This is a genomic window from Streptomyces sp. NPDC052236 (assembly GCF_044548015.1).
In the GTDB taxonomy this organism is placed as follows: Bacteria; Actinomycetota; Actinomycetes; order Streptomycetales; family Streptomycetaceae; genus Streptomyces.
On record NZ_JBIUBL010000014.1, the window covers coordinates 94,832 to 119,455 of the forward strand.

22 protein-coding genes are annotated in these 24,624 nt (G+C 72.3%); 9 read left to right on the forward strand and 13 right to left on the reverse strand.

Annotation, left to right across the window (positions count from 1 at the left end):
- Positions 1 to 356 precede the first annotated feature (356 nt).
- Positions 357 to 731 (forward strand): RNHCP domain-containing protein, encoded by a 375-nt coding sequence (locus ACIHCQ_RS23330; RefSeq protein ID WP_399665720.1) that lies wholly within the window; start codon positions 357 to 359, stop codon positions 729 to 731.
- 56 nt (positions 732 to 787) lie between these two features.
- Here the strand turns inward: ACIHCQ_RS23330 and ACIHCQ_RS23335 are convergent, their stop codons facing one another.
- The 3 genes from ACIHCQ_RS23335 to ACIHCQ_RS23345 form a co-directional block, all read right to left on the reverse strand.
- Positions 788 to 2,008 (reverse strand): type III PLP-dependent enzyme, encoded by a 1,221-nt coding sequence (locus tag ACIHCQ_RS23335; RefSeq protein ID WP_399665447.1) that lies wholly within the window; start codon positions 2,006 to 2,008, stop codon positions 788 to 790.
- Positions 2,005 to 3,801, reverse strand: coding sequence for an IucA/IucC family protein (locus tag ACIHCQ_RS23340; RefSeq protein WP_399665450.1), 1,797 nt, complete (start codon positions 3,799 to 3,801; stop codon positions 2,005 to 2,007). Before ACIHCQ_RS23340 ends, ACIHCQ_RS23335 begins: the two co-directional genes overlap by 4 nt.
- A 188-nt stretch (positions 3,802 to 3,989) precedes the next feature.
- Positions 3,990 to 5,777 carry an IucA/IucC family protein gene (locus tag ACIHCQ_RS23345; RefSeq protein ID WP_399665453.1) on the reverse strand — a complete coding sequence of 596 codons (1,788 nt, stop codon included), beginning with the start codon at positions 5,775 to 5,777 and terminating at the stop codon, positions 3,990 to 3,992.
- A 258-nt stretch (positions 5,778 to 6,035) separates the two neighbouring features.
- Between ACIHCQ_RS23345 and ACIHCQ_RS23350 the strand changes: the two genes are divergently transcribed.
- From ACIHCQ_RS23350 to ACIHCQ_RS23365, 4 genes are all read left to right on the forward strand, one after another.
- Positions 6,036 to 7,445, forward strand: a complete 1,410-nt coding sequence (locus ACIHCQ_RS23350) for a pyridoxal phosphate-dependent aminotransferase (RefSeq protein ID WP_399665456.1) — start codon at positions 6,036 to 6,038, stop codon at positions 7,443 to 7,445.
- Between the two features lie 118 nt (positions 7,446 to 7,563).
- The gene (locus tag ACIHCQ_RS23355; RefSeq protein ID WP_399665459.1) at positions 7,564 to 8,199 is read left to right on the forward strand and encodes an RNA polymerase sigma factor; all 636 of its coding nucleotides are present in this window, start codon (positions 7,564 to 7,566) and stop codon (positions 8,197 to 8,199) included.
- An 83-nt stretch (positions 8,200 to 8,282) separates the two neighbouring features.
- Positions 8,283 to 9,128, forward strand: coding sequence for a hypothetical protein (locus ACIHCQ_RS23360; protein ID WP_399665462.1), 846 nt, complete (start codon positions 8,283 to 8,285; stop codon positions 9,126 to 9,128).
- Positions 9,129 to 9,215: 87 nt separating this feature from the next.
- A complete protein-coding gene (locus ACIHCQ_RS23365; protein ID WP_399665465.1) occupies positions 9,216 to 9,692 on the forward strand; it encodes a hypothetical protein in 477 nt (158 codons plus the stop codon).
- Here ACIHCQ_RS23365 and ACIHCQ_RS23370 read toward each other — a convergent pair.
- Genes ACIHCQ_RS23370 through ACIHCQ_RS23380 form a run of 3 tightly spaced genes read right to left on the reverse strand, consistent with a single transcriptional unit; the run spans position 9,643 to position 12,358 of the window.
- A complete protein-coding gene (locus tag ACIHCQ_RS23370) occupies positions 9,643 to 9,945 on the reverse strand; it encodes a hypothetical protein (protein WP_399665468.1) in 303 nt (100 codons plus the stop codon). The two genes, ACIHCQ_RS23365 and ACIHCQ_RS23370, sit on opposite strands and share 50 nt — an antisense overlap.
- Before the next feature lie 50 nt (positions 9,946 to 9,995).
- Positions 9,996 to 10,700, reverse strand: a complete 705-nt coding sequence (locus ACIHCQ_RS23375; RefSeq protein WP_399665471.1) for a hypothetical protein — start codon at positions 10,698 to 10,700, stop codon at positions 9,996 to 9,998.
- On the reverse strand, positions 10,697 to 12,358 hold the full coding sequence (locus tag ACIHCQ_RS23380; protein ID WP_399665474.1) for a protein kinase: 1,662 nt from the start codon (positions 12,356 to 12,358) through the stop codon (positions 10,697 to 10,699). The genes ACIHCQ_RS23375 and ACIHCQ_RS23380 overlap by 4 nt, the downstream gene beginning before the upstream one ends.
- A gap of 129 nt (positions 12,359 to 12,487) precedes the next feature.
- On the opposite strand from ACIHCQ_RS23380, the gene ACIHCQ_RS23385 reads away from it, so the two are divergent.
- From ACIHCQ_RS23385 to ACIHCQ_RS23395, 3 genes are all read left to right on the forward strand, one after another.
- Positions 12,488 to 13,420, forward strand: a complete 933-nt coding sequence (locus tag ACIHCQ_RS23385) for a MurR/RpiR family transcriptional regulator (RefSeq protein WP_399665477.1) — start codon at positions 12,488 to 12,490, stop codon at positions 13,418 to 13,420.
- Between the two features lie 441 nt (positions 13,421 to 13,861).
- Positions 13,862 to 15,187: a UDP-glucose dehydrogenase family protein gene (locus tag ACIHCQ_RS23390; RefSeq protein ID WP_399665480.1), complete on the forward strand. Its 1,326-nt coding sequence runs from the start codon at positions 13,862 to 13,864 to the stop codon at positions 15,185 to 15,187.
- Positions 15,188 to 15,199: 12 nt separating this feature from the next.
- A complete protein-coding gene (locus ACIHCQ_RS23395; protein WP_399665483.1) occupies positions 15,200 to 16,024 on the forward strand; it encodes an SDR family oxidoreductase in 825 nt (274 codons plus the stop codon).
- Positions 16,025 to 16,058: 34 nt separating this feature from the next.
- Here the strand turns inward: ACIHCQ_RS23395 and ACIHCQ_RS23400 are convergent, their stop codons facing one another.
- The 3 genes from ACIHCQ_RS23400 to ACIHCQ_RS23410 all read right to left on the reverse strand — a co-directional run bounded on the left by ACIHCQ_RS23400 (position 16,059) and on the right by ACIHCQ_RS23410 (position 18,285).
- On the reverse strand, positions 16,059 to 16,478 hold the full coding sequence (locus ACIHCQ_RS23400; RefSeq protein ID WP_399665486.1) for a CBS domain-containing protein: 420 nt from the start codon (positions 16,476 to 16,478) through the stop codon (positions 16,059 to 16,061).
- A 130-nt stretch (positions 16,479 to 16,608) separates the two neighbouring features.
- Positions 16,609 to 17,508, reverse strand: coding sequence for a glycosyltransferase family 2 protein (locus ACIHCQ_RS23405; protein ID WP_399665489.1), 900 nt, complete (start codon positions 17,506 to 17,508; stop codon positions 16,609 to 16,611).
- 27 nt (positions 17,509 to 17,535) lie between these two features.
- Positions 17,536 to 18,285 (reverse strand): SDR family oxidoreductase, encoded by a 750-nt coding sequence (locus tag ACIHCQ_RS23410; RefSeq protein ID WP_399665492.1) that lies wholly within the window; start codon positions 18,283 to 18,285, stop codon positions 17,536 to 17,538.
- 348 nt (positions 18,286 to 18,633) lie between these two features.
- Here ACIHCQ_RS23410 and ACIHCQ_RS23415 point away from each other — a divergent pair, with 348 nt between their 5' ends.
- Positions 18,634 to 19,908 carry an MFS transporter gene (locus tag ACIHCQ_RS23415; RefSeq protein ID WP_399665723.1) on the forward strand — a complete coding sequence of 425 codons (1,275 nt, stop codon included), beginning with the start codon at positions 18,634 to 18,636 and terminating at the stop codon, positions 19,906 to 19,908.
- Positions 19,909 to 20,670: 762 nt separating this feature from the next.
- Here the strand turns inward: ACIHCQ_RS23415 and ACIHCQ_RS23420 are convergent.
- The 4 genes from ACIHCQ_RS23420 to ACIHCQ_RS23435 are packed head-to-tail and all read right to left on the reverse strand — an operon-like array spanning position 20,671 to position 24,613.
- Positions 20,671 to 21,516 carry a glycosyltransferase family 2 protein gene (locus ACIHCQ_RS23420; protein WP_399665495.1) on the reverse strand — a complete coding sequence of 282 codons (846 nt, stop codon included), beginning with the start codon at positions 21,514 to 21,516 and terminating at the stop codon, positions 20,671 to 20,673.
- A 38-nt stretch (positions 21,517 to 21,554) separates the two neighbouring features.
- Positions 21,555 to 22,568, reverse strand: coding sequence for a glycosyltransferase family 9 protein (locus ACIHCQ_RS23425; RefSeq protein ID WP_399665498.1), 1,014 nt, complete (start codon positions 22,566 to 22,568; stop codon positions 21,555 to 21,557).
- A 12-nt stretch (positions 22,569 to 22,580) separates the two neighbouring features.
- Entirely contained in the window at positions 22,581 to 23,978 is a 1,398-nt protein-coding gene (gene rfaE2 / locus ACIHCQ_RS23430) for a D-glycero-beta-D-manno-heptose 1-phosphate adenylyltransferase (protein WP_399665501.1), read from the reverse strand.
- Positions 23,975 to 24,613 carry an SIS domain-containing protein gene (locus tag ACIHCQ_RS23435; protein WP_399665504.1) on the reverse strand — a complete coding sequence of 213 codons (639 nt, stop codon included), beginning with the start codon at positions 24,611 to 24,613 and terminating at the stop codon, positions 23,975 to 23,977. Before ACIHCQ_RS23435 ends, rfaE2 begins: the two co-directional genes overlap by 4 nt.
- Positions 24,614 to 24,624 lie beyond the last annotated feature (11 nt).

Genomic DNA, 24,624 nt, shown 5'->3' on the forward strand with positions numbered 1-24,624 from the left:
GTACGGCAGGGCCCGAGGACCCGGAGCGCGGCACCGTCGACCCCAAGGCGGGCGGGTGGTTCGCGGACCAGGCCCTGGAACTCGTACGGCTGGCGAACCCACCGCTGTTTCGGCGCTGAAGCGTCCAAGAGCGACTGAATCAATTCGGTTGCCGCACCCGCGTACGGCGCGGTCTCATCAGGTGACCGGAGTCGGAGTCGATCCAGAGGTGGTGTGTGTATGCCCAGGGCCCAGCAGAACCGTTCTCGCAATCGAGGAAGGCCACCCGCCCCTGCGGTATGAACTCCCTTGATGCGAGACGGCGTTCAGAGCTGACGCCCTGTTTTTCACGCATCACACCAGGAGTCGTGTCCACGATGACCCGCAACACCTCCAGGCGCGCCCGCTCCGAAGCGCGCGCCCAGTCCTTCCGCTGCCTCCACTGCGGTCTCGACGTATCGATGACCGCGGTCGGTACCGATCACCGCAATCACTGCCCCAATTGCCTGTGGAGCCGTCACCTCGACGACACCCCTGGCGACCGGGCAGCCGACTGCGGAGCCCGGATGGAACCCCTCGCGATCTCCGTACGCGGTGACGGTGAGTGGGTGCTCGTTCATCGCTGCACGGGCTGCGGGGTACTCCATGCCAACCGTACGGCGGGCGACGACAACGTCCTGCCGCTGACCCGGCTGGCGGTACGCCCGCTGGCGCAGCCGCCGTTCCCACTGGAGCGGCTCGCCGCGCTGTGACGCTGTGACGCGTGGAGCCGGATCTCGAACCGCCACCGGTTGGTTCGAGATCCGGCTCATTGCCCCGGCCCGGTCAAGAAGTGGAAACCCGGGTGCGGGTGCATAAGGAAATCGTGGTGCGAGATGTTCCAGGCGTACGCCCCCGCCAGGCCGAACACCACCCTGTCGCCCACCCGCAGCCCCGCCGCCGGGACATCGCGGGCGAGTACGTCCTTCGGGGTGCACAGCTGGCCGGTGAGCGTGACGCGATCCCCCCGGGCCGCCGAGCGCGGCCAGGCGTGCGGCCAGGGCTCGTTGTCGTATGGCAGGACCGTGCAGGGCTGGTCGTGACCCTTGGTCGCCGGGGTGCGCAGATGGTGGGTGCCGCCGCGGACGACCGCGAACTCCTCGCCGTGGCTCGGTTTCACATCCAGTACCTCGGTGGCGTACCAGCCGCAGTACGCGGTGAGGGCGCGGCCCGGTTCGATGCGCAGCGTGAGTCCGGGGTGCGCGGCGGCGAGGCGGTCCAGGCCGGCGCCGTACGCGGCCCAGTCGAAGCGGCTCTCCGGGGCGGCGTAGTCGACGGCCATGCCGCCGCCGACGGTGACCTCGGAGAGGGTGACGCCGTGGCGGGCGGCGAGTGCCACGGCCCAGGTCACGATGGACCCGGACACGGCGAGTTGTTCGGCCGCGTGCAGGCCGCTCGCCAAGTGGGCGTGTATGCCACGCAGTTCGAGCTGCGGGCAGCTGCCGTCGGTGAGGAGCCCGATGACTTCGTCCGCCTGGGCCGGGTCCATGCCGAAGGGCGTGGGCCGGCCGCCCATGGTCAGCGAACTGCCGTCCAGGGACCCGTCGGCGACGGGCAGATTGAAGCGCGGCAGGACGGCGATCCGGCGGTCCGGGGCCAGGCGGGCGGCCATGTCGGCCAGCATGCGCAGCTCGTACACGCTCTCCACATGGAAGCGCTCGACGCCGAGCTCCATGGCTGCCGCGAGCTCCGCAGGGGTCTTGCCCGGCCCGCCGAAGGCGAGCGGAGCACCGGGGACGGCCTTGTGTACGTGGGCCAGTTCGCCGCCCGACGAGACCTCGTAGCCGTCCACGTACGGCCGCAGCGCGATCAGGATCTCCGGCTCCGGGTTGGCCTTGGCCGCGTAGTACAGCTCGACGCGCGCGGGCAGCGCGGCCCGCACCGCGGCCAGGTGGCCGCGCAGGGCCGCCATGTCGTAGAGGTAGGCGGGCAGTTCGTCGGGGCGCAGCGCGAGGGCGCGGTCGCGGACCGCGGGGGTGGGGCCGGTCATCGTCCGCTCCAGGCTGATGTGGCGGTGGTCGCGGACAGGACAGCCTTGGCCAGCGGCGAGGGCAGCCGGACATAGCCCGCGTCCCGGTCCGCCTTGCGCTCCCAGCGGGTCAGCAGGTTCGCCTTGGCGGGCAGCGGCACCCCGGCCAGCAGCGCGGCGAGCCGCGGCGGGCAGCCGTGCCGGTCCGCGTGGGTCTGGAGAGTACGGCGGACCTGCGCCCACAGGTCCGCCTCGGTGCCCGGGTGCAGATCGGCGAGCGCGGCGAGCATCTCGGCCACGTGGTTGACCAGCAGGCAGTACACGACGCGGTCCCAGCCGCGCTGTGCGTCGTACGTCATCGGCTCGGCGATCTCGGCGGGCAGCGAGGCGAGGAGGCCGGTGTGGTGCTCCGGGACCAGCTTGGTGCCCTCCAGGTCGCGGAAGAGGATCTGGGCGGGCATGCCGTCGCCGTCGACGCAGACCAGGACGTTCTGGAGGTGGGGTTCGAGTACGACGCCGTGATCGAAGTAGGCGGCGAGCACCGGCGGGACGAGCAGGTCGAGATAGGCCGACCACCAGCGGTGCGCGGCCTGCGGGCTCGCCCCGGCCAGGAGGCGGGAGACATGGGCCGGTCCCGTCGGGTACTCGTCGGCGACGGCGGCTGCCAGCAGCGGGGTCGTGCCGGGCAGCAGCCGCCGGGACAGGCCCTCGCGGACGATCACGCCGAAGCCTTCGAGCAGCTCGGTGTCCGGCCGTCCGTCGGGTCCGGGGAGTGCGACGCTGCGGTAGGCGGGCTCGCGCAGCACGGCGCTGCCGGGGAAGCGGGCGGCCAGGTCGGCGAAGACCGGCTCCAGGAGACGGGTCAGGGCGACGGCGCCGGACAGCTCGTAGGTCGCGTTCTTGCGGAGGCAGTTGGTGATCCGGATGTTCAGGCTGAACTTCAGGAAGGAGTCGCCGTCGTAGAGCGTGCGGACGGACGCGGTCGCGGCGAACAGGGTCTCGCCGGCGCCCAGGACGAGGACGTCGTCGCGGTCGATGGCTGCCCGGAGTACGGGGTGGTCGCGCAGCAGCTCGTACTGCCAGGGGTGCACGGGCAGCAGCCGGTAGCCGGTCGGTACCGCCCCCCGACGGGGCTGCAGCGCGTCCAGGGGCGCGGTGGCGCCGGGCGCGGCGGCCTCTTCGGCGATCAGCTCGTCGCGGACGGCGAGCAGGAGCAGCGGGAAGGACGCGGCGGCCTCGGGGGCGTACGCCTGCCAGGAGGCGGCGTTGCCCGTACGGGCTTTGGGGGTGGGGTGGAACCGGTGGCCGAGGATCAGGGACTGTTCGGAGGCGATGTAGGCGACGTGCGCGGCGATCCGCCCGTCGGCAGAGCTGTCGGCGGCTGCCTTGCCGTCGTCGGCCGGGCGTGGTGCCGGTGTCGTACGGGCGGCGAGCGCGGCCGAGACGGCCTGGTGGCTGGAGGCGATCTGCTGCAGGAACTCTTCGTTGTCCACGCCGGTACGCAGCGACAGCTCGGCATGCACATACTCCGCGAGGCGCCGCCAGCCCACGTCGGTCCAGCCGTCCGCGGACTGTTCGGTGACCGCTCCGGTGAACCGGTGTGTGCCGAGCAGCGACGTACGGCGCAGCGCGACGCGCAGCAGCACCCCGCGGCGCGGCAGCCGGAGCAGCAGGTGGCCCTGGGCCACGGCGGTCTGGTGCTCGGGGCCTGACACCTCGCGGAGCAGGCAGTTGAGGAGCGTGTGCGCCACGGCCTGGTCGGCGGTGGGCAGTCCGGTCGACAGACCGGTGGGGGTGTTGGTCAGCGGGGGCATCGAGGGCTCCAGCGGGTGCGGGGTAGGCGAGGGATCACGGCGGGGTCGGCGGTCGCGGCGGTCAACGGGGGGTGGGGAAGGCCGCCACGTGCCCCAACTGTGCCCGTGGCGGTGGCCGTTTACGGCCGGAGCGGTCAGTGAGCTGCCGCCACCGCGCCGTGTCCGCCACGCCGTTGATCACCGGGAGATCACCGGGAGGTCCCCGTCCCCGTCGACCGGAGGTAGTTGGGCCCGGTGGCGTAGTGCTTGTTGATGTCGGCCGCGCCCGAACGTTCCTTGGAGAGCAGGGTCCCGGCGCTGACCATGGCCTTGACCGGCAGATACGGGGCGTCCAGCACATGCGCGCGCAGGGCGGCCCCCGGTTCCCCCGGCCCGGTGCCGAGGCGCTCCACGGCCTCGGCGAGCCGGTCGCGGACCAGGCCGAGGAGGCGGGCCAGCGGCGCGTGGCCGTGCCGGGCAAGGCCGAAGGCGTACGCCCCGGCGCACAGATGCACGGTGATGGTGGTGAACAGGTCCAGGACCGGTCCGTCGCTGTGGCCGAAGATCCGTTGGTCGGCGAAGTCCCCGGGATCCGGAGCGGCCTCGCCCAGGGCGGTCCGCAGGCGCGCGAGGTTGACGCGCGGCCCGTCGTTGTCCTTGAACAGCAGCCGCAGCCGGGTGCTTCCGCTGTCGCCCGCCTCCTGGTCGAGTACGAGGGAGATGTTCTGCTGGTGTGATTCGAGCGCGATGCCGTAGCCGAAGAGGGTGGTCTGCCAGTCGAAGAGCAGGGTGAGGCAGGCGTCCAGCAGGGCGACGGGATCGCCGCCGTAGTACCGGTCGGCGAGGTGGTCGATCACCAGCCGCCCGCCGGGCGCCCGGCCCAGCAGCGCGGCCATGGTCACGACCGTGCTGTTCTCCAGGCCGGCGGGGTAGCGGCGGCAGAGCACGGCCAGCAACTCGTGGCCGGCGTGCGCGTAGACGGTCTCGTCGGCGTGCAGGACGGACCCCGCGAAGCGCGGCTCGCGGGCGGTCACGGTCTCCACCAGTCGCTGGCCCGCCGCGCCGTCGGCGAGCGTGCCGGGCTTGATGGTGCGCCGGTTGAGCAGGCCCAGCGTCGCGGTGGCCAGCGGCAGTTTCAGGTGCAGCCGCGGGTCGGCGTCCAGCGCGACCGTACGCATCGACAGGGTCGGCACCGCGCCGAGCGGAGCGCGTTCGGACAGAACAGCGACCGCGTCGAGTCCGGTTTCGCGCAGGGCGTCGTACAGCGTGTCGCCGAGGGTCAACGGATGCACGGGGAAGGCGAGATGCGTGGAGTCGAGGCGCGGCAGGCCCAGCGCGGCGGGGGTGGGCCAGCAGTCGGGCAGCATCGCGGGCCCGCCCGGGACGGTCACCGCCGCGCGCGGCAGGGCCAGCCAGCGCAGCGACACGTCCGGACGGAACTCGGGCGCGTACGACCGTAGGTGGGTCTCGCTCAGACCGGAGCGGCCACGTGCGGTCGGGTAGACGGGGTGGTCGAGCCGGGCGGCGAGCGTGTCGTACGCCAGGCCGCCGCCCAGGCCCGTCCAGGCGGCGGGGGCGGCTCCATGGCGCCTGGTCAGGGCCGCGTCCGCCTCGTCACGCGTACGGGCGTGCAGACGCATCGTCGCCAGCGTCTGGCGGCACTCCTCGGCGAAGGCGTCGAAGCCCGCGTGGTCGACGGGATCGGCGTGGGCGCGCAGGGCGGTGAGGGCGTCGTCGGTCGTGGTCAGCCTGGCCCCGTCCGACTCGCGTACGAGAAGGGGGAGCCGGGCGGTGTAGGTGCTCTGGTAGCCGTCCGCGCCGAGCGGCAGGAGGAGAGCCTCGGCTGCTCTCGCCGCTGCATTCGCGGGCAGGCGCAGCCAGCGTCCGTCCGGCCGTTCCAGCAGCGTGGAGCGGGTGCGCAGGCCGACAACATCCTCGCGGAGCAGCGCGCCCAGGACGCGGATCAGCAGGATCGGCTCTTCGGCCGCATCATCCACGGCTGGGAGGGGGCATCGACATGTCGCGAAATATTAGGTTAGGCAAACCTAAACTTGCAACCGAGGGGCCCCGAAGGGCTCAACGGTACCGCGTAGTTGACGGTCGACTCGGTCGATCACCGGCCGTTCGCCTGGCCGAACGGCCGGTCACATGGGAAGAAGTCCGCCCCACCGGTTGAACACCGCCCCATCCTCATCCGTATACCTGGGCGGCTCGTGCGCGTTCGCATGGGCCGCTGCAGCAGGGGAGGAAGATTTATGGCCGGCGGCAATGTCACCGCTCTTTTCCGGGCGTCGACCGCGCACAGTCCTTCGTATTTCACGTTGAACCGGGCAGCCGGCGGCGAGGGACGCGAGATCACCGACTTCTGCATCCCCTGCAACCCGTACTTCCCCACGCCGGGCATGTTCGAGGAGCTCGGCAGCCGGCTGCGCGAGATCCTGACGTACTACCCGAGCGGCGCGGACACCATCACCGCCGAGCTGTGCTCGGTGCTCGGGCTCAACCCGCAGACCGTCGCCATGGGCAACGGCTCCACCGAGCTGATCACCTGGATCGATCATCTGCTGGTCAAGGAGTCACTGGCGGTGCCCGTCCCCACCTTCGGGCGGTGGACCGACCAGCCCATGGAGACCGGCAAGCGCGTCGACATGCTGCTGTTGCCGGAGGCGCGCGGCTTCACCCTGGACCCGGCGTCCTTCGTGCAGTTCATCCGCACCCGCGGCTCCCGGGTGGCGGTCATCTGCAACCCCAACAACCCCGACGGCGGTTACCTCCCCAAGCAGCAGCTCCTGGCGATGCTCGACTCCCTCCAGGACCTGGACCTGGTCGTCGTCGACGAGTCCTTCCTCGAATTCGCGGACGCCGAGGCCAACCCGAGCGTCGCGGCGGAGGCCGTACTGCGTACGAACGTGATCGTGCTGCGCAGCCTGGGCAAGAACTTCGGGCTGCACGGGGTGCGCTTCGGCTACCTCGTGTCGAACCCGAGCCTGGCCGGGAAGATACGGGCCGCGCTGCCGAAGTGGAACCTCAACTCCTTCGCCGAGACCGTGGTGTTCATGCTGAAGAATCACCGCATGGAGTACGCCGAGAGCCTTGAGCAGGCGCGGCGCGACCGGCAGGAGATGACTTGGCGGCTCTCCCAGCTGCCGGGTCTGACGATCTATCCCTCGCAGGGCAACTTCCTCTACGTGCGCCTGCCGGAGGGCGTGGACGGGACGGTCCTGCGGGACCGGCTGCTCTCCGAGCACGGGGTGCTGGTGCGCGAGTGCAGCAACAAGGTGGGCAGTTCCAGCCGTTTCCTGCGGCTGGTGGTGCGTCCGCAGCAGGATGTGATGCGGCTGATGGCGGCGATGGAGCAGGTGCTGTACGGGCAGCGCATCCAGATGCAGGAGCCGCCGCCGCCGCCGCCGCAGCAGCAGCAGCCGCAGCAGATGGCGCCAATGCCGATGCTCGCCCAGATGCCCGCGCAGCAGCAGATCCCGCAACAGCTCCCGCAGCAGGCGCAGATGCAGCCGCAGGTGCAGCAGCCCGCGCCGATGTTCGCGCTCTCCCAGCAGCCGGTCGCCGCGCGCGGCCTCGGCCCGGTGGCCCGGCAGCCGGAGCGGGCACCGGCGCCCGCGATGTCAGGTGTGGCAGCCGTGGACCGCCTGATACCGCAGGCCTAGTGGGCGAGCTCTCGACTCCGCGTCCCTTCCTTGGACCGCTTCCCCTTCGAACATCTGTGATATTTCTGCGGCCCCCGGCGCTGTTATTTGTAGAGGCCGGTGCGACGAAGAGGAACAAGTGGGCAAGGAGGGGGGCGGCCATCGTGCGGAGACGTACGACGTGGAGCTCGGTGAGGCAGTCGTGCGGGCACAGGCAGGAGACGAGACGGCTTTCAGCGCCGTCTACCGACGCGTACACCCTCCCCTGCTCGGCTATCTGCGCGGCCTGGTCGGCGACGACGCCGAGGACGTGGCGTCCGAGGCGTGGTTGGAGATCGCGCGCGACCTGGGGCGGTTCCAGGGTGACGGAGCGGGCTTCCGCGCCTGGACCGCGCGCATCGCGCGCAATCGCGCCATCGACCATCTGCGCCGGCTGAAGAGCCGACCGCGCGCGACGCTCGTCGAACAGGACCTGACAGACCTTCCGGCCAGGCACGACACGGCCGAGGAGGCTTTCGAGACCCTCACGACCGGACAGGCCCTCGCGCTGATCGCGACCCTGCCCCGGCAGCAGGCCGAAGCGGTGCTTCTGCGGACGGTCATCGGTCTCGACGGGGTGGCTGCGGCGCGGGTGCTCGGCAAGCGGCCGGGGGCGGTACGCGCCGCCACACACCGCGGGCTCAAGCGGCTGGAGAAGCGCCTGGCGTCGCTCGAACGCAGCGAACGCAGCCGTGTGACAGATCCAGGCTCCGGTGCGCTGGGAGATGCGACATGACCGAAAATCGATCCAGAGGTGCCATGAATTCCGGTGACGCGCCGCCGAAGCGGCACCCGCCGCACGCGCCCCAACCTCCGCACTTGCCGCACGCGCCGCACGCGCCGCGCTCACCGCGCGTAGCGAAGCCGCGGACGCTCGATGAGCTGCTGGCTGCTGCCGCGCACCTGGAACCCGTGGTGCCGGAGGCGGAGGAGCGCGCTGTGGCCGCGTTCCGTGCGGCGCGTGACGCGCGTAACGCGCGGGCGGCGTCGGTCGCGGCAGGCGCTGCCGTGGACGACTGGCGGTCCGTACCGCCGCGCGCGGCAGCCGGGTGGATCAAGGTGGGTCTCGGCACGCTCGTCGCCGGACTCACGCTGGGCGGGGTGGCCATGGCGGCGGGCGCGCTCCCGACGCCGTTCGGCGGGCCGGACGACAAGCCGGGACCGGCCCCCAGCGCCTCGGCACGCCAGAACGAGGAGCCCGCAGACCGGAGCCGCCCGTCCGAGCCCGCGCAGTCCACGTCAGGACCGGCCGCAGGCGCGGGTGTTTCCGGCGACCGTGCGCCGGCGGAGGAGCAGGACCAACTGGCCACCTGCCGTACGTACCAAGTCGCCGGAGCCGCCGCCTCGGGGCGGGGGCAAGGCGTGCCACTGGACGATACGGACAGTGTGGCCCGGCAGCGGCTTGAGGAGCTTGAGGAGGCCGCGGGCGGTCCCGGCGCCGTCGCCGGGTACTGCGCGCGGTTGCTGAGCGAGCATCCTTCCCAGCCGCCGTCGAAGGCACCTCAGCCTCAGCCGCAGCCCAGGGACGAGAAGAAGCCCCCTTCGCCCCCCGTCCCGACTCCGACCCCGACCGCGCTGGTGGTCGTGCCCACACCCGCCCCCGCCGGACAGCAGAACGGGCGGGTCGACGGAGAAGCCCCAGCCGCTCCCGGGCTGAAGCCGTGACACCTGTCACAGCCGTGACGTTTCGCGGCCGGTCTGCGCTGGGCCAATGGAGAGAGCGCAGAGGCTGACAGGAAAGGGCGTGGCTCCATGGAGGGGCGCGGGGCGGCATTGCCGGACGCCAGGGGAATGCGGGCGTACGTCGCCGGATTCGTCGCGGAGATGGGTGAACGCAGCAGGCCGCGGTTCGACTACACGGTGGCCAGCCTCAGATTCGTGGACCGCGTCATCGACGGACTCAGACGCGACCAGCCGGAGCGGGCCCGGGTCGACCGCTTCCTGCAGGGCCTCGGCTCGTACGCCGGAGAGGTGATCGTCCGCCGGGCCGGGGCCCATTGGGTGGACCTCGACCCGGGACAGCGGGAGCTCTTCGGGCAGCCGGTCGGAATCCGGCTGCCGGACGGCCGCGCCTGGAATCCGCTCGGCAAGGTGGTGAGGCGGTTCGAGGAGGGGCCCAAGGAGTCCGTCGAGCGGTTCTATCTGCTGATGCACGGGCGGGCGGGCCACCTCACCCGGCTCACCCCACGGCGGGCAGGAGCCCGATCACCGGCGCGGCCAGATCGGTGAGCTGGTGCAGCTTGCTGAGTTCGTTCAGCTGGTTGACCGCTGAGAGCTGACGGGAGAGGGGCGGCAGTTGGTCCCGGTGCTCGGGAGAGACAGGGCTCGCGGCGAGCGCGTCGAGCTGGCTCATGGGGGAAATCTCGACCGGTTTGAACAGTGGCTTGATGGGACCGGCTGCGGCGCTCGCGGTGGGGGCGGCAAGAGCCGAGGCGCCGGTGGCGAGGGCTACGGCTGTGAGAATACGTCGGGTTCTCGTCATGCCTTGAGCAACGGCCGAAGCCACGGGCGGACACGGCTGTCCGGTGTCCCTCACCCGCCTCCCTCACCCGTCAGGCATTTGTACGTGAAGGTGGTGGCCAACGTGCCGGGCGACGTGCGGGGCGACGGTGAGACGATGCGCAGTTTTGCCACGGCCTGGTACTCGCCCGGGCCGTGGAATGTCCACAGCAGATGCAGTCGCGCCTGCTTCTGGCCGCGCGTCACCTTCTCCCGCAGGAGCTCCGAGGACGTGCCGTCGCTGCGCACCCAGCGGTATGTCACGGTGCCGGGCCGTCCGTTGGTCCTGACCACGCCCACGACATCCGCCGTGCCGTCACACCCGGGCCCCGCCGCGGCGGTACTCACGGCCACGTCCTCCACGGCCAGGCCGGGCCCGTAACGCTGCCAGGCGAGGAAGGCCAGCACGGCCAGCAGCACCGTGGCCGCCGGCGCGTACCGGCGGAGTCCTCCGCGGCGGCGGTCGGGGGTGTGCGCCGCGGGGGTGTCGACGCCGGGGTTCCGGATCAGGTTCCGGTTCTGGACGACGGCGGTCACTCCGGGGCCGAAGCGGAGCACTTCACCCTCTACGCGGTCGGGTTCGGCGTCCGCCGAGTGGCCGCCCTGGACCAGGGTGTCGGTTTCCGGCAAGGGCTCCGGTTGTGGCCGTTCGAACCACTGGCTGCCGAGCACGGTCGCGCTGTACTCGCCGTCCGCCTCCTCCTGGTCACCGTCGTACGGGATCCGTGGATCTCTCATAGGACGGTGCACCACCGCGTCACGATCTTCCGCGAGGAACTGCTGTTCGCGGCTGTCGGCATCGTCGTCGCCCGTACGCCCCAGTAGCAGTCTCTCCCCTGGAAAGTCGGGTTCAGCGTGATCGTGTACTGCGTCGAGCCGCTGCGCTCGAACGACTGCGAGCCGTTTTGTGTCCCCAGTTCCTTTTCGGTGTTGCTGGTGAACCAGGAGACGACGATGGTGACAGGGCCCGTTCCGTCCGTGGCGATGTCGACGACGGCTTCGGCGCCTGTCGTACTGATCTGCCGGAAGCTCGATACGGAGACGGACTTCACGCCCACGGGAGGCTTGGTGGTCGTGGAAGCGGTGGGCTGGGGGGAGGGCGCGGACGGCGTCGGGGATGCCGGGTTCGACGGCGTCGTGCCCGAAGGGTCGCCCGGACCGGCGGTCGCCCCGCCGGACGGACCGGACGTATCGGAGGAGCCGGAAGGGGATGCCGAACTGTCGGCGGAGGCGCCCCCGCCCGGCGACGAACTCGCCGAGGAGGACGGCCCGACGGACAGATCGGTGACCGGGCCCGTGGCCGCCTCGCCCGGTACCGCGCTCGTCGTCGCGACCACCTGAGCCGTGGACTCCCGTGCCGCCCCGTCCTCGAACGGGCTCCCCGCGGCCAGGGCGACCAGCCCCGCCACCACCAGCGCGGCCACGCCCGCCAGCACCCCGCGCAGCCCCGGCTTCCACGCGTCGAAGCGACCTCCGCCGCCGCCCAGCGCCGTCGTGGCCAGTGCGGTGGTCCCCGCTGCCGGGCCCCCGGCCGACGGGAAGAGCAGCGGCAGCAGGGCGGCCAGCGCCGCGAGATTCCGCCGGCCACGCTCCTCCCAGTCCGGGCCGTACGCCGCCCCGGCGAGCTCCTCCAGCTCCGCCACGAACGCCGCCGCGTTCTCGGGGCGCTCCCGCGGCGACTTGGCCAGCCCGCGCCGGATCAGCGGACGCACCGGCTCCGGGGCGTCCTCCTCGGGAACCGGTGCGCTGATGTGCTGCAGAGCCAGTTCGGCGAAGTTCTCGCCGGAGAACGGCTTGTGGCCGGTCAGGCACTCGTAGAACGTCGCGGTCGCCGCGTACACGTCGGCCGCGGGTGAGGCGGGCTCGCCGTTCCACTGCTCGGGGGCCATGTACGCGGGAGTGCCGGCCACGCCGGGTGTGGTGCCGCGGCCCGCGGCGATGCCGAAGTCGACCAGTTTCGACGTGCCGTCCGCCGCCACCAGGACGTTCTCCGGCTTGTAGTCGCGGTGCACCACGCCCGCCCGGTGCGCGGCTGCCAGTCCCAGCAGCGAACCCTTGAGCAGCACGAGCGCCGCCTCGGGGCCGGTCGCGCCCTCCCGCCGCAGCAGCGCGCTCAGGGCGATACCGTCGATCAGCTCCATCACGATGGCGGCGCCCTGCGGCGCTTCGACGTATTCGTACAGCCCCACCACGTACGGCGAATCCAGGCCGCCGAGCAGGCGCGCCTCCGCGCGGAAGCTCTGGACGAAGCCGGGATCGGTCCGCAGCCGCTCGCTCAGGTACTTGACAGCCACCGGCATGCCGGTGGCGTGATGGACAGCCAGCGCGACGCGTCCGCTGCCGCCGGAGCCCAACTCCCTGGACTCGGTGTACCCCGGCACGGACCACGCGTTCATGCTGCCCCCTCGCCACATGCTGTCCCCATCGCAGACACATTTCCGTCACGAGCGGTTCCCGTCCAGCTCTTGGGCCACTGTGGCGTGAGCTATGTTGAATCCGCAGTGGGACGCGAAGGAGGCACACCGGTGCCATCAGGCCAGCAGGCACGCGCACAAGCGTCTGCGATCACGCCGGGAAAGCCGGGAAGCCCGTCCGCGGACCCGGAGCCGTCCCCCATGGACCGGGTCCTCGCGCTGTTCGGCGGCCATCGGCTGTCGCCCGCGCAGCGGCGTATCGCCCAGTACATGACCGACCACCTCACCGAAGCGGCTTTCCTGTCGATCACGGATCTCGCGGAACGCGTCGGGGTGAGCCAGCCGTCGGTGACCCGTTTCGCGTCGTCTCTGGGGTTCAGCGGGTTCCCCGCGCTGCGCGAGGCCCTGCAGCCCATAGCGCTCAGCGCGGTCGCCGGTTCACCGGACACGCGCGAGGAGATCCGCCGCAACGAGCTCCAGGTGGCCATCGACGCCGAGATCGACAACCTGGCGAGCCTGCGCCGTGTGCTCGCCGACCCCAACCAGGTGCTCGCCATCGGCCGCGAGCTGGCCCGGTCGGTGCCGCTGACGATTCTGGGTCTGCGGATCTCCGTATCGCTGGCGGAGTACTTCGCCTACGCCGCGCGCCGGATCCATCCCGACGTGCGTCTGGTGACCCGTGGCGGCAGCGTCGCCTACGACGCGCTGCTCCAGTCGCGGGAGGCGGGCGGGACATGGCTGCTGGCCTTCGCGATGCCGAGGCACGCCAACGAGACCCTGGCGGCGCTGCGGGCCGCCCGCAGGACAGGGCTGAGTGTCGCGCTGATCACCGACCTGACGATGGGGCCGCTCGTGGAGGCGGCCGATGTGACACTCACCGCCGGCACCGGGTCACGTCTGGTCTTCGACTCCTACGCGGCGCCCGTGGTCATGTCCGCGGCCGTTCTGCAGGCCATGGCCGACGCGGAACCCGAGCGCACGCAGACGCGTTTGGAAGGGTACGAGCAGGTCGCTGAGCAGCACGACTTCTTCCTGGAGGAGTGAGCGGAAGCAGGGAGCAGGCGCATGAATTTTTCCATACCCTTGCGTACTCGACGGTATATATATTTACTGTGGGTGGCCCCCGGAGCGCTCTGAAGTCACCGGCCGCTCCCACGGCCCGTACATCACGCACAACTCACATAGGTCGCAGGTCGCACAACTCGCGCCTTCCACATGACCGGACACTCAGGGACGACGCCCCTCCTCCTCTCGTCGGCCCATGGTGTTCCTCCGGGCAGTCCGCTTTCTGCGGCTGCCCTTGGCGGCTCCGGTCTACCCCTGGGCCGGAGCCGCCAGAAACCTCCATAACAGCGCCCACGCCCCGACAGCGCCGGACGGGTGAATGCGGCGACGCCGTCACCACACCGGGAAGGCGAGCGGGTACGTATGGGCTTCCGCCGCTGAAGCCGCGCGGCGGGTTTCCGGAACCGTAGAGAGAGCGCCATGCGTATTGCTGTGGTCGGGCAGGGCTATGTCGGGCTCACCGGGGCTGTTTCGATGGCTCTGCAAGGGCATCAGGTCACTGGGGTGGAACGCGACCCCGAGCGGCTGCGCACGCTGGAGCGCGGCGAGGCGCCGGTCTATGAACCCGGTCTGCCCGAGCAGCTCGCCCAGGTGAGCGGACGGGTGACCTTCGTGCCCGAGGTGGTCGCGGCGCACAAACGGTTCCCCTTCGACGTGGTGATGATCACCGTGGGTACGCCCCCGGGGCCGACCGGCGCCGCCGACCTCTCCCAGGTCCAGGCGGCGGTCGAGGAAGCGAGCGGGCTGCTCCCGGCGCCGTACGTGGTGCTGAAGTCCACTGTCCCGCCCGGCACGAGCGACGCGCTGGTGCGGGCCCACCCCGAACTGCGCGACCGCTTCGCGTACAACCCGGAGTTTCTCAACCAGGGCAGCGCGCTGACGGACTGGCTGGCGCCCGCACGCGTCGTGGTGGGGGTGTACGCGGAGGAGATGCGCGCCGTCATCCAACGCCTCTACCCCCAGCTGTCGTGCCCGATGGTGGTGACCACCCCGCCCAGCGCCGAGATGACGAAGTACGCGAGCAACGTCTTCCTGGCCACCAAGATCTCCTTCGCGAACGAGATGGCCCGGCTGTGCGACCGGCCCGGCATGGACATCGACGACGTCCTGCGCGGAGTGGGCTTCGACCCGCGCATCGGACACGCCTTTCTGCAGCCGGGCCTGGGCTACGGCGACTCGTGCCTGCCCAAGGACACGGCCGCCCTCGCTCGCTGGGCGGTGGACCACGGCGTGCCCACGCCACTGCTGGACGCCACGATCAAGGTCAACGCGGAGCAGCCCCGTATCGTCGCGGCGATGCTGCGCGAGACGCTGGGGGAGTCGTTCGCACGATCCCGGATCGCCGTGCTGGGGGTGCGCTACGAACCCTGGAGCGACGACCTCCGGGCCGCCCCCAGCCTCACGGTCATTCCGGAGCTCATGGCGGCCGGCGCGTCCGTGCGCGTCTGGGATCCCGCGCTCTCGCCCGACGGCCTGACGGACCTCTTCCCCGGCGTCATCCCCTGCGAGGACCTGCCGACGGCCGTGCACGACGCGAACGCGGTCCTCGTACTCACCGAGTGGCCCGACATCATCGAGGCGGACTGGGCGGATCTCGCCGGCCGCCTCGCCGCCCCGCGCCTCGTCGTGGACGGCAAGAACTGCCTGCTGCCCGACCGGATCACCGGGCTGCCGCTGCTCTACCGCAGTATCGGCTCCCGCCTTCCCCACGGCGCGACCCACCCCTCGCCCGCGCCCCAGCCCTAGGATCGGATCGCCATGGCCGCCGGTTCCCCGAACGCGTATACGCCCGCCGATACGCGCGCCGCCGTCATCACCGGCGCGGATTCCGGCATCGGCCGGGCCACCGCCGTACGCCTTGCCTCGCACGGGATGGATATCGGCATCACGTACCACTGTGATCGGGAAGGCGCCGAGGCCACGGCGGAAGAGGTGCGCGGGCACGGCCGCCGGGCGGTCGTCGCCGCCATGGACCTCACGCTGCTGCCCGGGGCGGTCGACGTCATCGATCAACTGGCCGAGGAGCTGGGCCGTATTGACGTCCTGATCAACAACGCGGGCACCGGCACCGCGACCTCGTTCCTGGACCTTGATCACGCCACCGTGCGCGAGGTTGTCGACGTCGACCTGATCGGCCCGTTCCTGTGCGGTCAGCGGGCGGCGCGCCGCATGATCGGGCAGGGTGACGGCGGCAGGATCGTCAACGTGACGTCGGTCCACGAACACCAGCCGCGCGTGGGCGCCGCGCCCTATTGCGCGGCCAAGGGCGGACTGGGCCTGCTCACGCAGGTGATGGCGCTCGAACTCGCCGAGCACGGCATCACGGTCAACGCTGTCGCGCCCGGCGAGATCGCCACCCCCATGACGGGGCAGGAGGACCGGGACGTACGGGCGGAGAAGCGCCCCGGGATCCCGTTGGGGCGTCCTGGCGACGCCCGGGAGGTCGCCTCCGTCATCGCGTTTCTCGCGGGTTCGGAAGGGTCCTATGTCACGGGAGCCTCATGGGCGGTCGACGGAGGCATGCTGCGGATGGGGCCCATGGCGGGCTCCCACCTGGACAGCGACGCCTGGCGCCGTCCCTGAGGTTCCGATGTGTTCCGATGTGTGCAGCTCTGGCTTACGTATTGGGTTCGGCGGCACTGATGTCGCCCAGGGCCGACGAGGGGTCGCGCTCGATCGCCAGGTCGCCCAGCGACACGATGCCCACCGGGGCGGATCCTTCGACCACCGGCAGCCGCCGCAGGGAGTGCTCGCGCATCAGCTGGATGGCCCGGTCGACCTCGTCGTCGGGTGTGACGGTGACGAGATCGTCGCTGCAGGCGTCCTGCACAGTCGTGTCACCCGAGTCCTTGCCTTCGGCCATGATCCGCACCACCAGATCCCGGTCGGTGACCAGGCCGCACAGCTTCTCGCCGTCGGTGACGAGTACGGCACCGATGTTCTCGTCGCGCATTCGGTGGGCGACCTCGCTGACCGCCGTGAGCCGGCCCACGGCGACGGGGGCGCTCGTCATGATCTCGCGAACTCGCTGAGCCATAGCGGTCCTCCTCCCTCGGATGTCCGGCGGCGGCGACGGCCGCCGCCGAAGCAAGCGGGTACCCGGTCGCACGGCGTCCAAGCGTTCGACCGTCCGCCTTGTCCCCTCAGCTCCGCTCAGCCCTCAGCCCTCAGCCGACGTAGCGGCGGGCGGTGGAGCGCCGTTGCACGCCGTCCAGGAGCCTCAGCCGCGCCTCCACCTCCGCCGGTACGGTGCGCCGTTCCCGTACCACCCACGGCAGACCGGCGAGCGCCTCACCGAACGCCCGCACCGAAGCGCGGTCGCGCGGAACCGTGCGGACCAGGTGGAGCGTACGGCGCAGGGCCACAGGCACCGGGCGGCGCAGCCAGGTGTACCAGAGGGTGTTGCGGATGCCGTGGGTGCGCCGGAGCGTCGGATCACGCGCCTTCGACGGCTGGTGATGGGCCGTCATCTCCGCCACATACGCCAGCCACCAGCCCTGCGTGGCCAGGTCCGTGGCGAGGAGTTCCTCCTCACCGCCGAGCCACAGCCGGGGCGAGAACCCTCCGGCGGCGCGGAAGGCGTCGGCGCGCATGACCGTCGCCGCGGCGAGAAAGGACCCGAGGGCGGGTCCGGGCAGCCAGTGCGGGCCCGGCAGCGGTGAGTCGCGCAGCTCCTGGACGACGGGGTCCTCGGTGCCGTGCGGCTCTACGACGATACGGGCGGTGACCGCGGCGAGTCGTGGGTGCTCATCGAGGAGGTCGGCGGCCCGGGCGAGCGAGCCGGGCCCCCACCACGAATCGTCGTCGCAGAAGGCGATGTACGGCGTACGGACGTGTCGCACCGCGAGGTTGCGGCCGACGGCGCCGAGATTCCGGCCCGGTCGCAGCAGCCGCACCTCCGGGTGCAGGCGGGCGACCGCGTCCGCGGTCCCGTCCGTGGAGGCGTTGTCGGTGACGATCACCGGCGGGGCCTCCGGGAGCTGTGCGAGCCGGTCGAGGGTACGGAGCAGTTCCGCGCGCCGGTCGTGGGTGATGACGACGACGGTGGTGCGGTCATCGGCGGCCATGACAGTGCCTCACGGGATTCACGGAACTTACGGCCAGGACGGTTCCTTGCGGGGTACGACGACCAGTTCGGACACCGCGCTGCCCGCCGGAACGGACAAGGCGTACAGCACCGTGTCGGCCACGATGTCCGGGCTCTGCAGCATCGATACGTCGGCGTCCGGGAACCGCTCAAGAATGAACGGCGTCTCCATGCCGCCGGCGATGATCCCGGTGATGCCGATCCCCGTGCAGTCCCGCTGCGCCTCCTTGAACAGGGTGTGCGTGAACGCGCGCAGGCCCGACTTGCCCGCCGAGTACGGCCCGGCCTCGGTCCAGGTGCGGTTCGCCGCCGTGGAGAGGATGTTGACGATGTGGCCGCCGCCGCGGGAGACCATCCGGCGGTAGGTCTCCAGGCACAGATACATCGGCCCCAGCAGATTCGTCGTGACGACCCGCGTCACCTCCTCGGCGGTCAGATGCTCGATCGGCTTGGAGACGTCGACGGCGGCGTTGTTGACCAGGATGTCCACCGCCTGCCCGTCCTCCTCCAGCTCCCGGAAGACGTCCGCGACCGCCTCGGCGTCGCGGACGTCCAGCTCCACGAAGCGGGCCTCGCCGCCGCCCGCCTGCGCCAGTTCCTCGCAGAGCTCCCGCGCCAGGTCCTTGCGTACGTCCGCCACCAGTACGGACGCACCGGCTCCGGCGAGCCTGCGGGAGATCGAGGCGCCCAGGCCTCGGGCTCCGCCGGTCACCAGTGCCTGCTTGCCGCGCAGGTCGATTCGCACTCCGCTGCCCATTGCTTCCTGCCTTCCGTCGGCTTCCTTCTGTCTTCTGTCGTCACTGTGAGCAAGCACACCAGCAGTACGCGATCCCTGATGGCACAAGGGATGTGCGCCTTTGGGCCGCGGGCGCGCAGTGCTCCGGGGCTCATCGGCTGTCCCGGTCTGCCACGATGGTCCAGCCCTCATCCGGTGGAGAGACCGCGCAGAGCAGCGGGTGTTTCGAGTTCCCGCCGTTCCGCAATCCGAGCCTCTGGGCTCGTCTCTGAGTACGTGAGTGTGTCTTCCTTGCCTGCCGACCCGGCGCCCGCCCCTGCCTCCGACCCAGCCGACCGCGCCCCATGGCGTTGCCTGAAGTACCGCAGCATGCGCTGGTGGTCGGTAGCGAACCTGGTCTCCAACGCGGGTACCTGGATGCAGCTCACGGTGCAGAACCTGCTGGTGCTCCAGATCACCGGATCCGCCGCCGTGACCGGCCTGTCCCTGTCCGTCCAGGCGGCGCCCGGGCTCCTGATGAGCCTCGCGGGCGGCGCCGCCGTCGACCGGTGGCCCCGGAAAGTGACCGCTGCCGTCAGTCAGGGACTCCTCGGCGCTGTCGCGTTCGTTACGGCCTTCCTGGTGGCCGTCGATCAGCTCAACCTCGGCGTCCTGATGGCGCTGGCCGCCGTCACCGGCCTCATCGCCACCGTCGACGCGCCCGCCTGTGCCCTGCTGGGCAACGATCTCGTCCGTACGGAGGACGTTCCCTCCGCCATCGGCGTGGGCTCGCTGGTGTCCAACGGGGGCAGACTCGTCGGCGCGGCTCTGGCCGGTGCGACGGTGGGGTTCCTCGGCACGGCCGCCGCGTACGCCGCCAACGGTCTGTCCTTCCTCTTCGTCGCCGCGGTCATCCCCTTCCTGCGTCCGGTGCACCAGGCGGTACGGCGCGCCAAGCACGTCAGGCGGCGGGACGACAAGGCGCGGCGCGACGACGACATGACCGTGCGGCAGGGCGTGGCCTACTTCATGCGGCGCCCCCGTCTGGTCGCGCTCGCGGGTATCACCGGCATCTCGGCCGTCTTCGGCCGGAACTACGGACTCACCCTGGCCGTGCTCGTCACCGGGCCGCTCGCCGGCGGAGCGGAGGCGTTCGGCACGGTCTCCACGGTGCTCGCCGTCGGAGGCATCCTCGGGGCGATCGTCGGCGCCCGCCTGCGTAAGCCGTCCGTACGACTGGTGGGCACACTGGCGGCCGTCGGCGCCCTCCTCCAGGTGACGGCGGCACTCTCGCCGTCGCTCGCCGTGCTGCTCATACTGGTCCTGCCGATGGCCCTGGTCGAGTCGGTTTCCGACACCGCGGGGACGACGGTCCTCCAGACCGACCCGCCCGCCCATATGCGGGGTCGCGTCCTCGGCGTCTGGGGCAGCATCCGCACACTGTGGGGCCTCGCGGGGCCGCCGGCGCTCGGCCTGCTCATGGAGGTGGCCGGGGCGCGGGGTGCTCTCGTGAGCGGTGGGCTGATCATCGCCGGAGCGATCGGAGCGGGGTTCGTGCTGCGTGACCGCCGCGCCGTGAAGACGGTGGTCCTGCGGACGCAGGACGACGCCGCGCTCGCGGCGACGGCGGCGACGGTACGGCCGGGCCTGAGCACCGCGGCCTGAGTCCTCGCCGGTCGGGCTGCCCCGCTCGGGGCTCCCAGCGGGGCAGCGGCTCGTTGGCCCGGTCGGCGCTGACGACCTGGTCCTCACAGTGGCCCGCTTCCGGGAGGAAGGCGGCGGGGGTGCTCCCCCCGGCTTCGACAGAGGAACCTCCACCTGGACGGGGTCTCGGGGGAGCTCGCACTCGTGCGGGTGGGGGCACGCCCCCGGGCTTCTCCCCCGTAGCCGCGCACGGATGGGGGTACTCCCCCCGGCGAAGCCAGGGATACGCCCAGGGGATCCCCGCCCAGCGGTAGCTGTGCGGGCCAGGCGTCGCGAGGCCGGGAGCCCCGGACGAAGTCCTGGGGAATGGCCCGCCCAAATACGCCCCGGGGCGGCGGGCTGCGGCGAGTCACGGCCGGTCATGGCGGCGCCTTCGGGGGCTGGTTGTGGTGCTCCGTCCAGGGGCCGGGGCCCGGTTGCGGCGGGTCGATGTCGCGGGCAAGAGCCCCGCCGGCGATTGAGTCGCTGGAGGTCCCCCCACGCCCGCAGGGCGTAGGGGGAGGGTTCGGGGGCAGCGCCCCCGACAAGGGACGGCAGCCTCACCCCGACAAGGGCAGCGCCGCCAACGCCCCCACCACCCACCCCAGCGGCGCGGACACCGCCGGCAGGACCGCCGCGCGCAGTACGTTCGGGCGGTGTCGGTCGAGGTGAGCCGCGCCGGGGCCGGGCGGAGCAGCCGCCGTACACGCCCCGCGGTAGCGAACCGCGGCCAGTCACGGCCGGTCATGGCGACGCCTCCAGCAGCCGGATGCGGCGTTCCACCCGGGCCGGGATCCGGTCGCGGCGGGCCAGTGCCGCCGGGAGTCGGCGGGCCGTGTCCGCCAGGGCCAGGCGGGCCTGTGGGTCGTGGCGGCCCTCCAGCGCCAGCTTCGCCGACTGGACCAGCGCCTGCCGCAGTGGCCTCCGCAGCCACGCCGTGAGCAGCTTGTTGCGGCGCATCATCACCACCCGGCCCGGCCGGGGGCCCTTGTCCGGGTCGTGCCGGGCGACAACGGCCGGACAGTGCGCCACGCCCCAGCCCCGCGCCGCGAGGTCGATGGCGAGCAGATGCTCCTCACCGCCGATCTGCAGCAGCGGGTGGAAACCGCCCACCTCCAGGAACGCCGCCCGCCGCACCACCGCCGCGCACGCGAGGAACCCGAGCACGGAATGGCCCGGCAGATCCGGTTCCTGGCCCAGCGGGGAGTTGCGCAGCGCCTCGTTCAGCGGGTCGGGGCGGGCCCCGCCGGCTCCCGCGCCCACGAGCGTCGCGGCGGACAGCAGCCCCAGCCGCGGATGCGCGTCCAGCAGGTCAGCCGCCCGGTCGAGCGCGCCCGGCTCCCACCACGAGTCGTCGTCGCTGAACGCGATGTACGGCGTACGCAGCACCGCGGCCCCATACGTACGCCCGGCGGCGGCGAGATTGCGGCCGGGCGTGAGCAGCCGCACGCCGGGGTGTCCGGTGCGTACCGCCTCCGCCGTTCCGTCCGTGGAGCCGTTGTCGACCACCACGACCGGTGGCCGCTCCGGGAGCCGGGCCAGCCGGTCCAGGGTGCGCAGCAGGCTCGTACACCGGTTCCGGGTGATCACCACGATGCCCGTACGAGGGCGGGATGACGGGGGCGCGTTCACCGCGCGCCCTCAAGGATCCGCGGGACCGGCAGGTCCCGTACCGCGTCCACCACCTCGCCGACCGTGATCCGCAGCAGCCGTTCGTCCTCCACCCGGCCGTGCGCGTCCCCGGGGCGCGCCGCATCGTTCCCGTCGGGATGCCACAGCACCCGGTGCCACGGGCGTGCGGGCGGACCCCACAGCCGGGGTGCGACCGGACCGAACAGGACCACGGACGGTGTGCGGAGCGCCGTCGCGAGATGGGCGAGACCGGTGTCGCCCACCACCACGCAGCGGGCCCACGCGACCAGCGCCGCGAGCCGGTCGAACGGCACATCGGCCGGGCCGCCCAGCACCCCGCTCGGCCCCAGCCCCGCCTCCGCCGCCACATAACGGGCCAGCGCCTCTTCGCCCGCGCCCGCCGTGACCACGACCTCGTGGCCCGACCGGCGCAGCGCGCCCGCCACGGCCGCGAACCGCTCCTTCGGCCAGCGGCGGGCCGCCGCGTCCGCGCCGGGGTGCACGACGACCGCGCCGGGCGCCGGGGAGGGCGCCACGGGCCGTGGAATCCGCAGGTCGTCGGGGTCCGCGGGGATGCCGTACCAGCGCAGCAACCGGCACCAGCGGTCCCGTTCGTGCTCGTCCGCACGCCACGCGGGGCCCGGGATCCCCGGCAGTTCCGGGTGCGCGTACGCGAGGAGGCGCCGGGGCCGCAGCCGCTGGAGCAGCAGATGGCTCGGTGGTCCGTTGCCATGCAGGTCCACGGCGAGATCGGGCGGGGGCCCTGTCCAGGCGAGCTCGGCGGGCACCGACCGGCCGGCGGCGTGGGCGGGCAGCAGCCGGTCCACCAGACCGGTCGCCGCGGTCGCCGCGGCCAGCCGTTCGGGCGCGGCCAGCACGACTTCGTACCCCGGAAGGCTCCTGCGCAGCGCCCGCAGAGCGGGCACCGCCGTCAGCAGATCGCCCAGCCCGAGCGCGCGCAGCACCAGCGCACGGGGCCTCTCCGACCTCATCTCGGCGCTCACCCTCATCCCTTCATTCCTTCAGCCATGTACCGCCGCCTGCGCCGCCCGGCGCGCCAGCAGAGTGGTCGAACGGCCGTCGAGGTACGGCAGCACCACCGCCTGGCCGCCCCACTCGCGCAGCACCTCCGCCTCCGGAAGGTCCTCGGCGGCATAGTCCCCGCCCTTCACCCACACATCCGGCCGCAAGGTGCTCAGCAGCGCCGCCGGTGTGTCCTCCTCGAAGACCGCGACCGCGTCGACACTGCCGAGGGCCGCGAGTACGCGAATACGGTCCGCCAGCGGATTGAGCGGGCGGCCCGGTCCCTTGCGGCGCGCGAGCGACTCATCGGAGTTGACGCACACGATCAGGCAGTCGCCGATGCGCCGGGCGCTCTCCAGCAGGCCGACATGACCGGCGTGCAGCAGGTCGAAGCAGCCGCCGGTGGCCACCACCGTGCCGCCGCGCTCCCGCACCCGCCGGGCCAGCGCGAACGGGTCCGTCTCGCGGGCCCCGCCCGGCAGAGCGGAAGGCGCGGTCTCCCACAGCGCCGGATTCGCGGCGCCGCCCGCAGCCACGAACGCGGCGGCTTCGGCGACCGCCCGCTGCACGGCCTCCTCCGGCAGAGCGCCGTCCGCCAGCGCGGCGGCCGTGGCGGCGGCGAAGCAGTCGCCCGCGCCGCACGGGTCGCCCTCCGCCCGGTACGGCGGCGGGACGAGCATCGGCGTCTCGGCGCCCGCCCGGGTCAGCAGCACCCCACGCTCGCCGAGGGTCACGGCGACCGCCGCCGCCCGCCAGCGCTCCGCCAGTTCCGCCCCCCGCTCGGCGTACGCCCGCAGGGACTGGCCGTCGCCGGGGGTCAGGGCGCAGGCCTCCGCCGCGTTCGGGGTGACGATCCGCGCGCCCGGAACCGGCGCCTCGCCCCTGGGGTGGGGGTCCCACACCAGCGGCATCCGGCCGGCCACGGCCGCCAGGTGCGCCCGTACCGCGCGCGCCGTATGGCGGCCGTAGTCGGCGACCAGGACGGCATGGGACTGCGCCAGGGCCTCCCGTACCGCGCAGTCCGGTTCGCCGTCCGCCTCGCCGGGAGTCCCGCCGCCGCGGTCGATCCGCACGAGAGGACGGCCGCCCGCCAGCACCCGGGTCTTCACCGGCAGGGTGCCCACCAGCGGTATTTCCACCAGCCGGACCCGGCCGCGCAGCGCACGGCGTACGGCTTCGCTGGCCCCGTCGTCGCCGAGCGCGGTGACCAGCACCACTTCGCGGTCGCCGCGGGCGGCCAGCGCGGCGGCCAGTCCCGCGCCGCCCGGGCGGATCCGGTCGCCGGTGACGTCGACGACGGGCGCGGGCGCGTCCGGCGAGAGCCGGGTGGAGACGCCTTCGATGTCCTCGTCCAGCAGGACATCCCCGACGACCGCGAGCGGCTTCGGCCCGATCACGGCAGCCTCCGGTGCGAACCGATGACCGCCGTCGCGACAGGGGCTGGGCCCACCGCCGCGTCGAAGCACTCGCAGAGCAGATGTACGGCGACGAGATGGGCCTCCTGCACGGTCGCCGCCGAGTCCGCGTCGATGCACAGCGCCTCGTCGGCGGCCTCGGCCAGCGGGTTCGGCGCAGGGCCGGTCATCGCCCAGATCCGCAGCCCCGCCGCGCCCCCGGTCTCGGCCGCCGCGATCAGGTTGGCGCTGCGGCCGGACGTGGACAGCAGTACGAGCACATCCCCGGGACGGCCGTGCGCGGACACCTGCCGGGCGAAGACCTGCTCGAACCCGTAGTCGTTGCCGATGGCGGTCACGCTGGACGTCTCCGCGTGCAGGGCGATGGCCGCGTAGGCGGGACGGTCCTGCTGGTACCGGCCCACCAGTTCGGCCGTCAGATGCTGGGCCTGGGCCGCGCTGCCGCCGTTGCCCGCGGCCAGCAGCCGGCCGCCGACGGGCAGGACGGCGGCGAGCTGACCGGCCCAGTCCGTGATCCGGCCGATGCCGTGCAGCCGGAACCGGTCGAGCGCGTCCTGCAGCGACTGGCAGTGCTGATGCGCGCCCTCAAGCGCCTCGGGTGCAAGGAATTCGCTCATGGTGGTCGGTC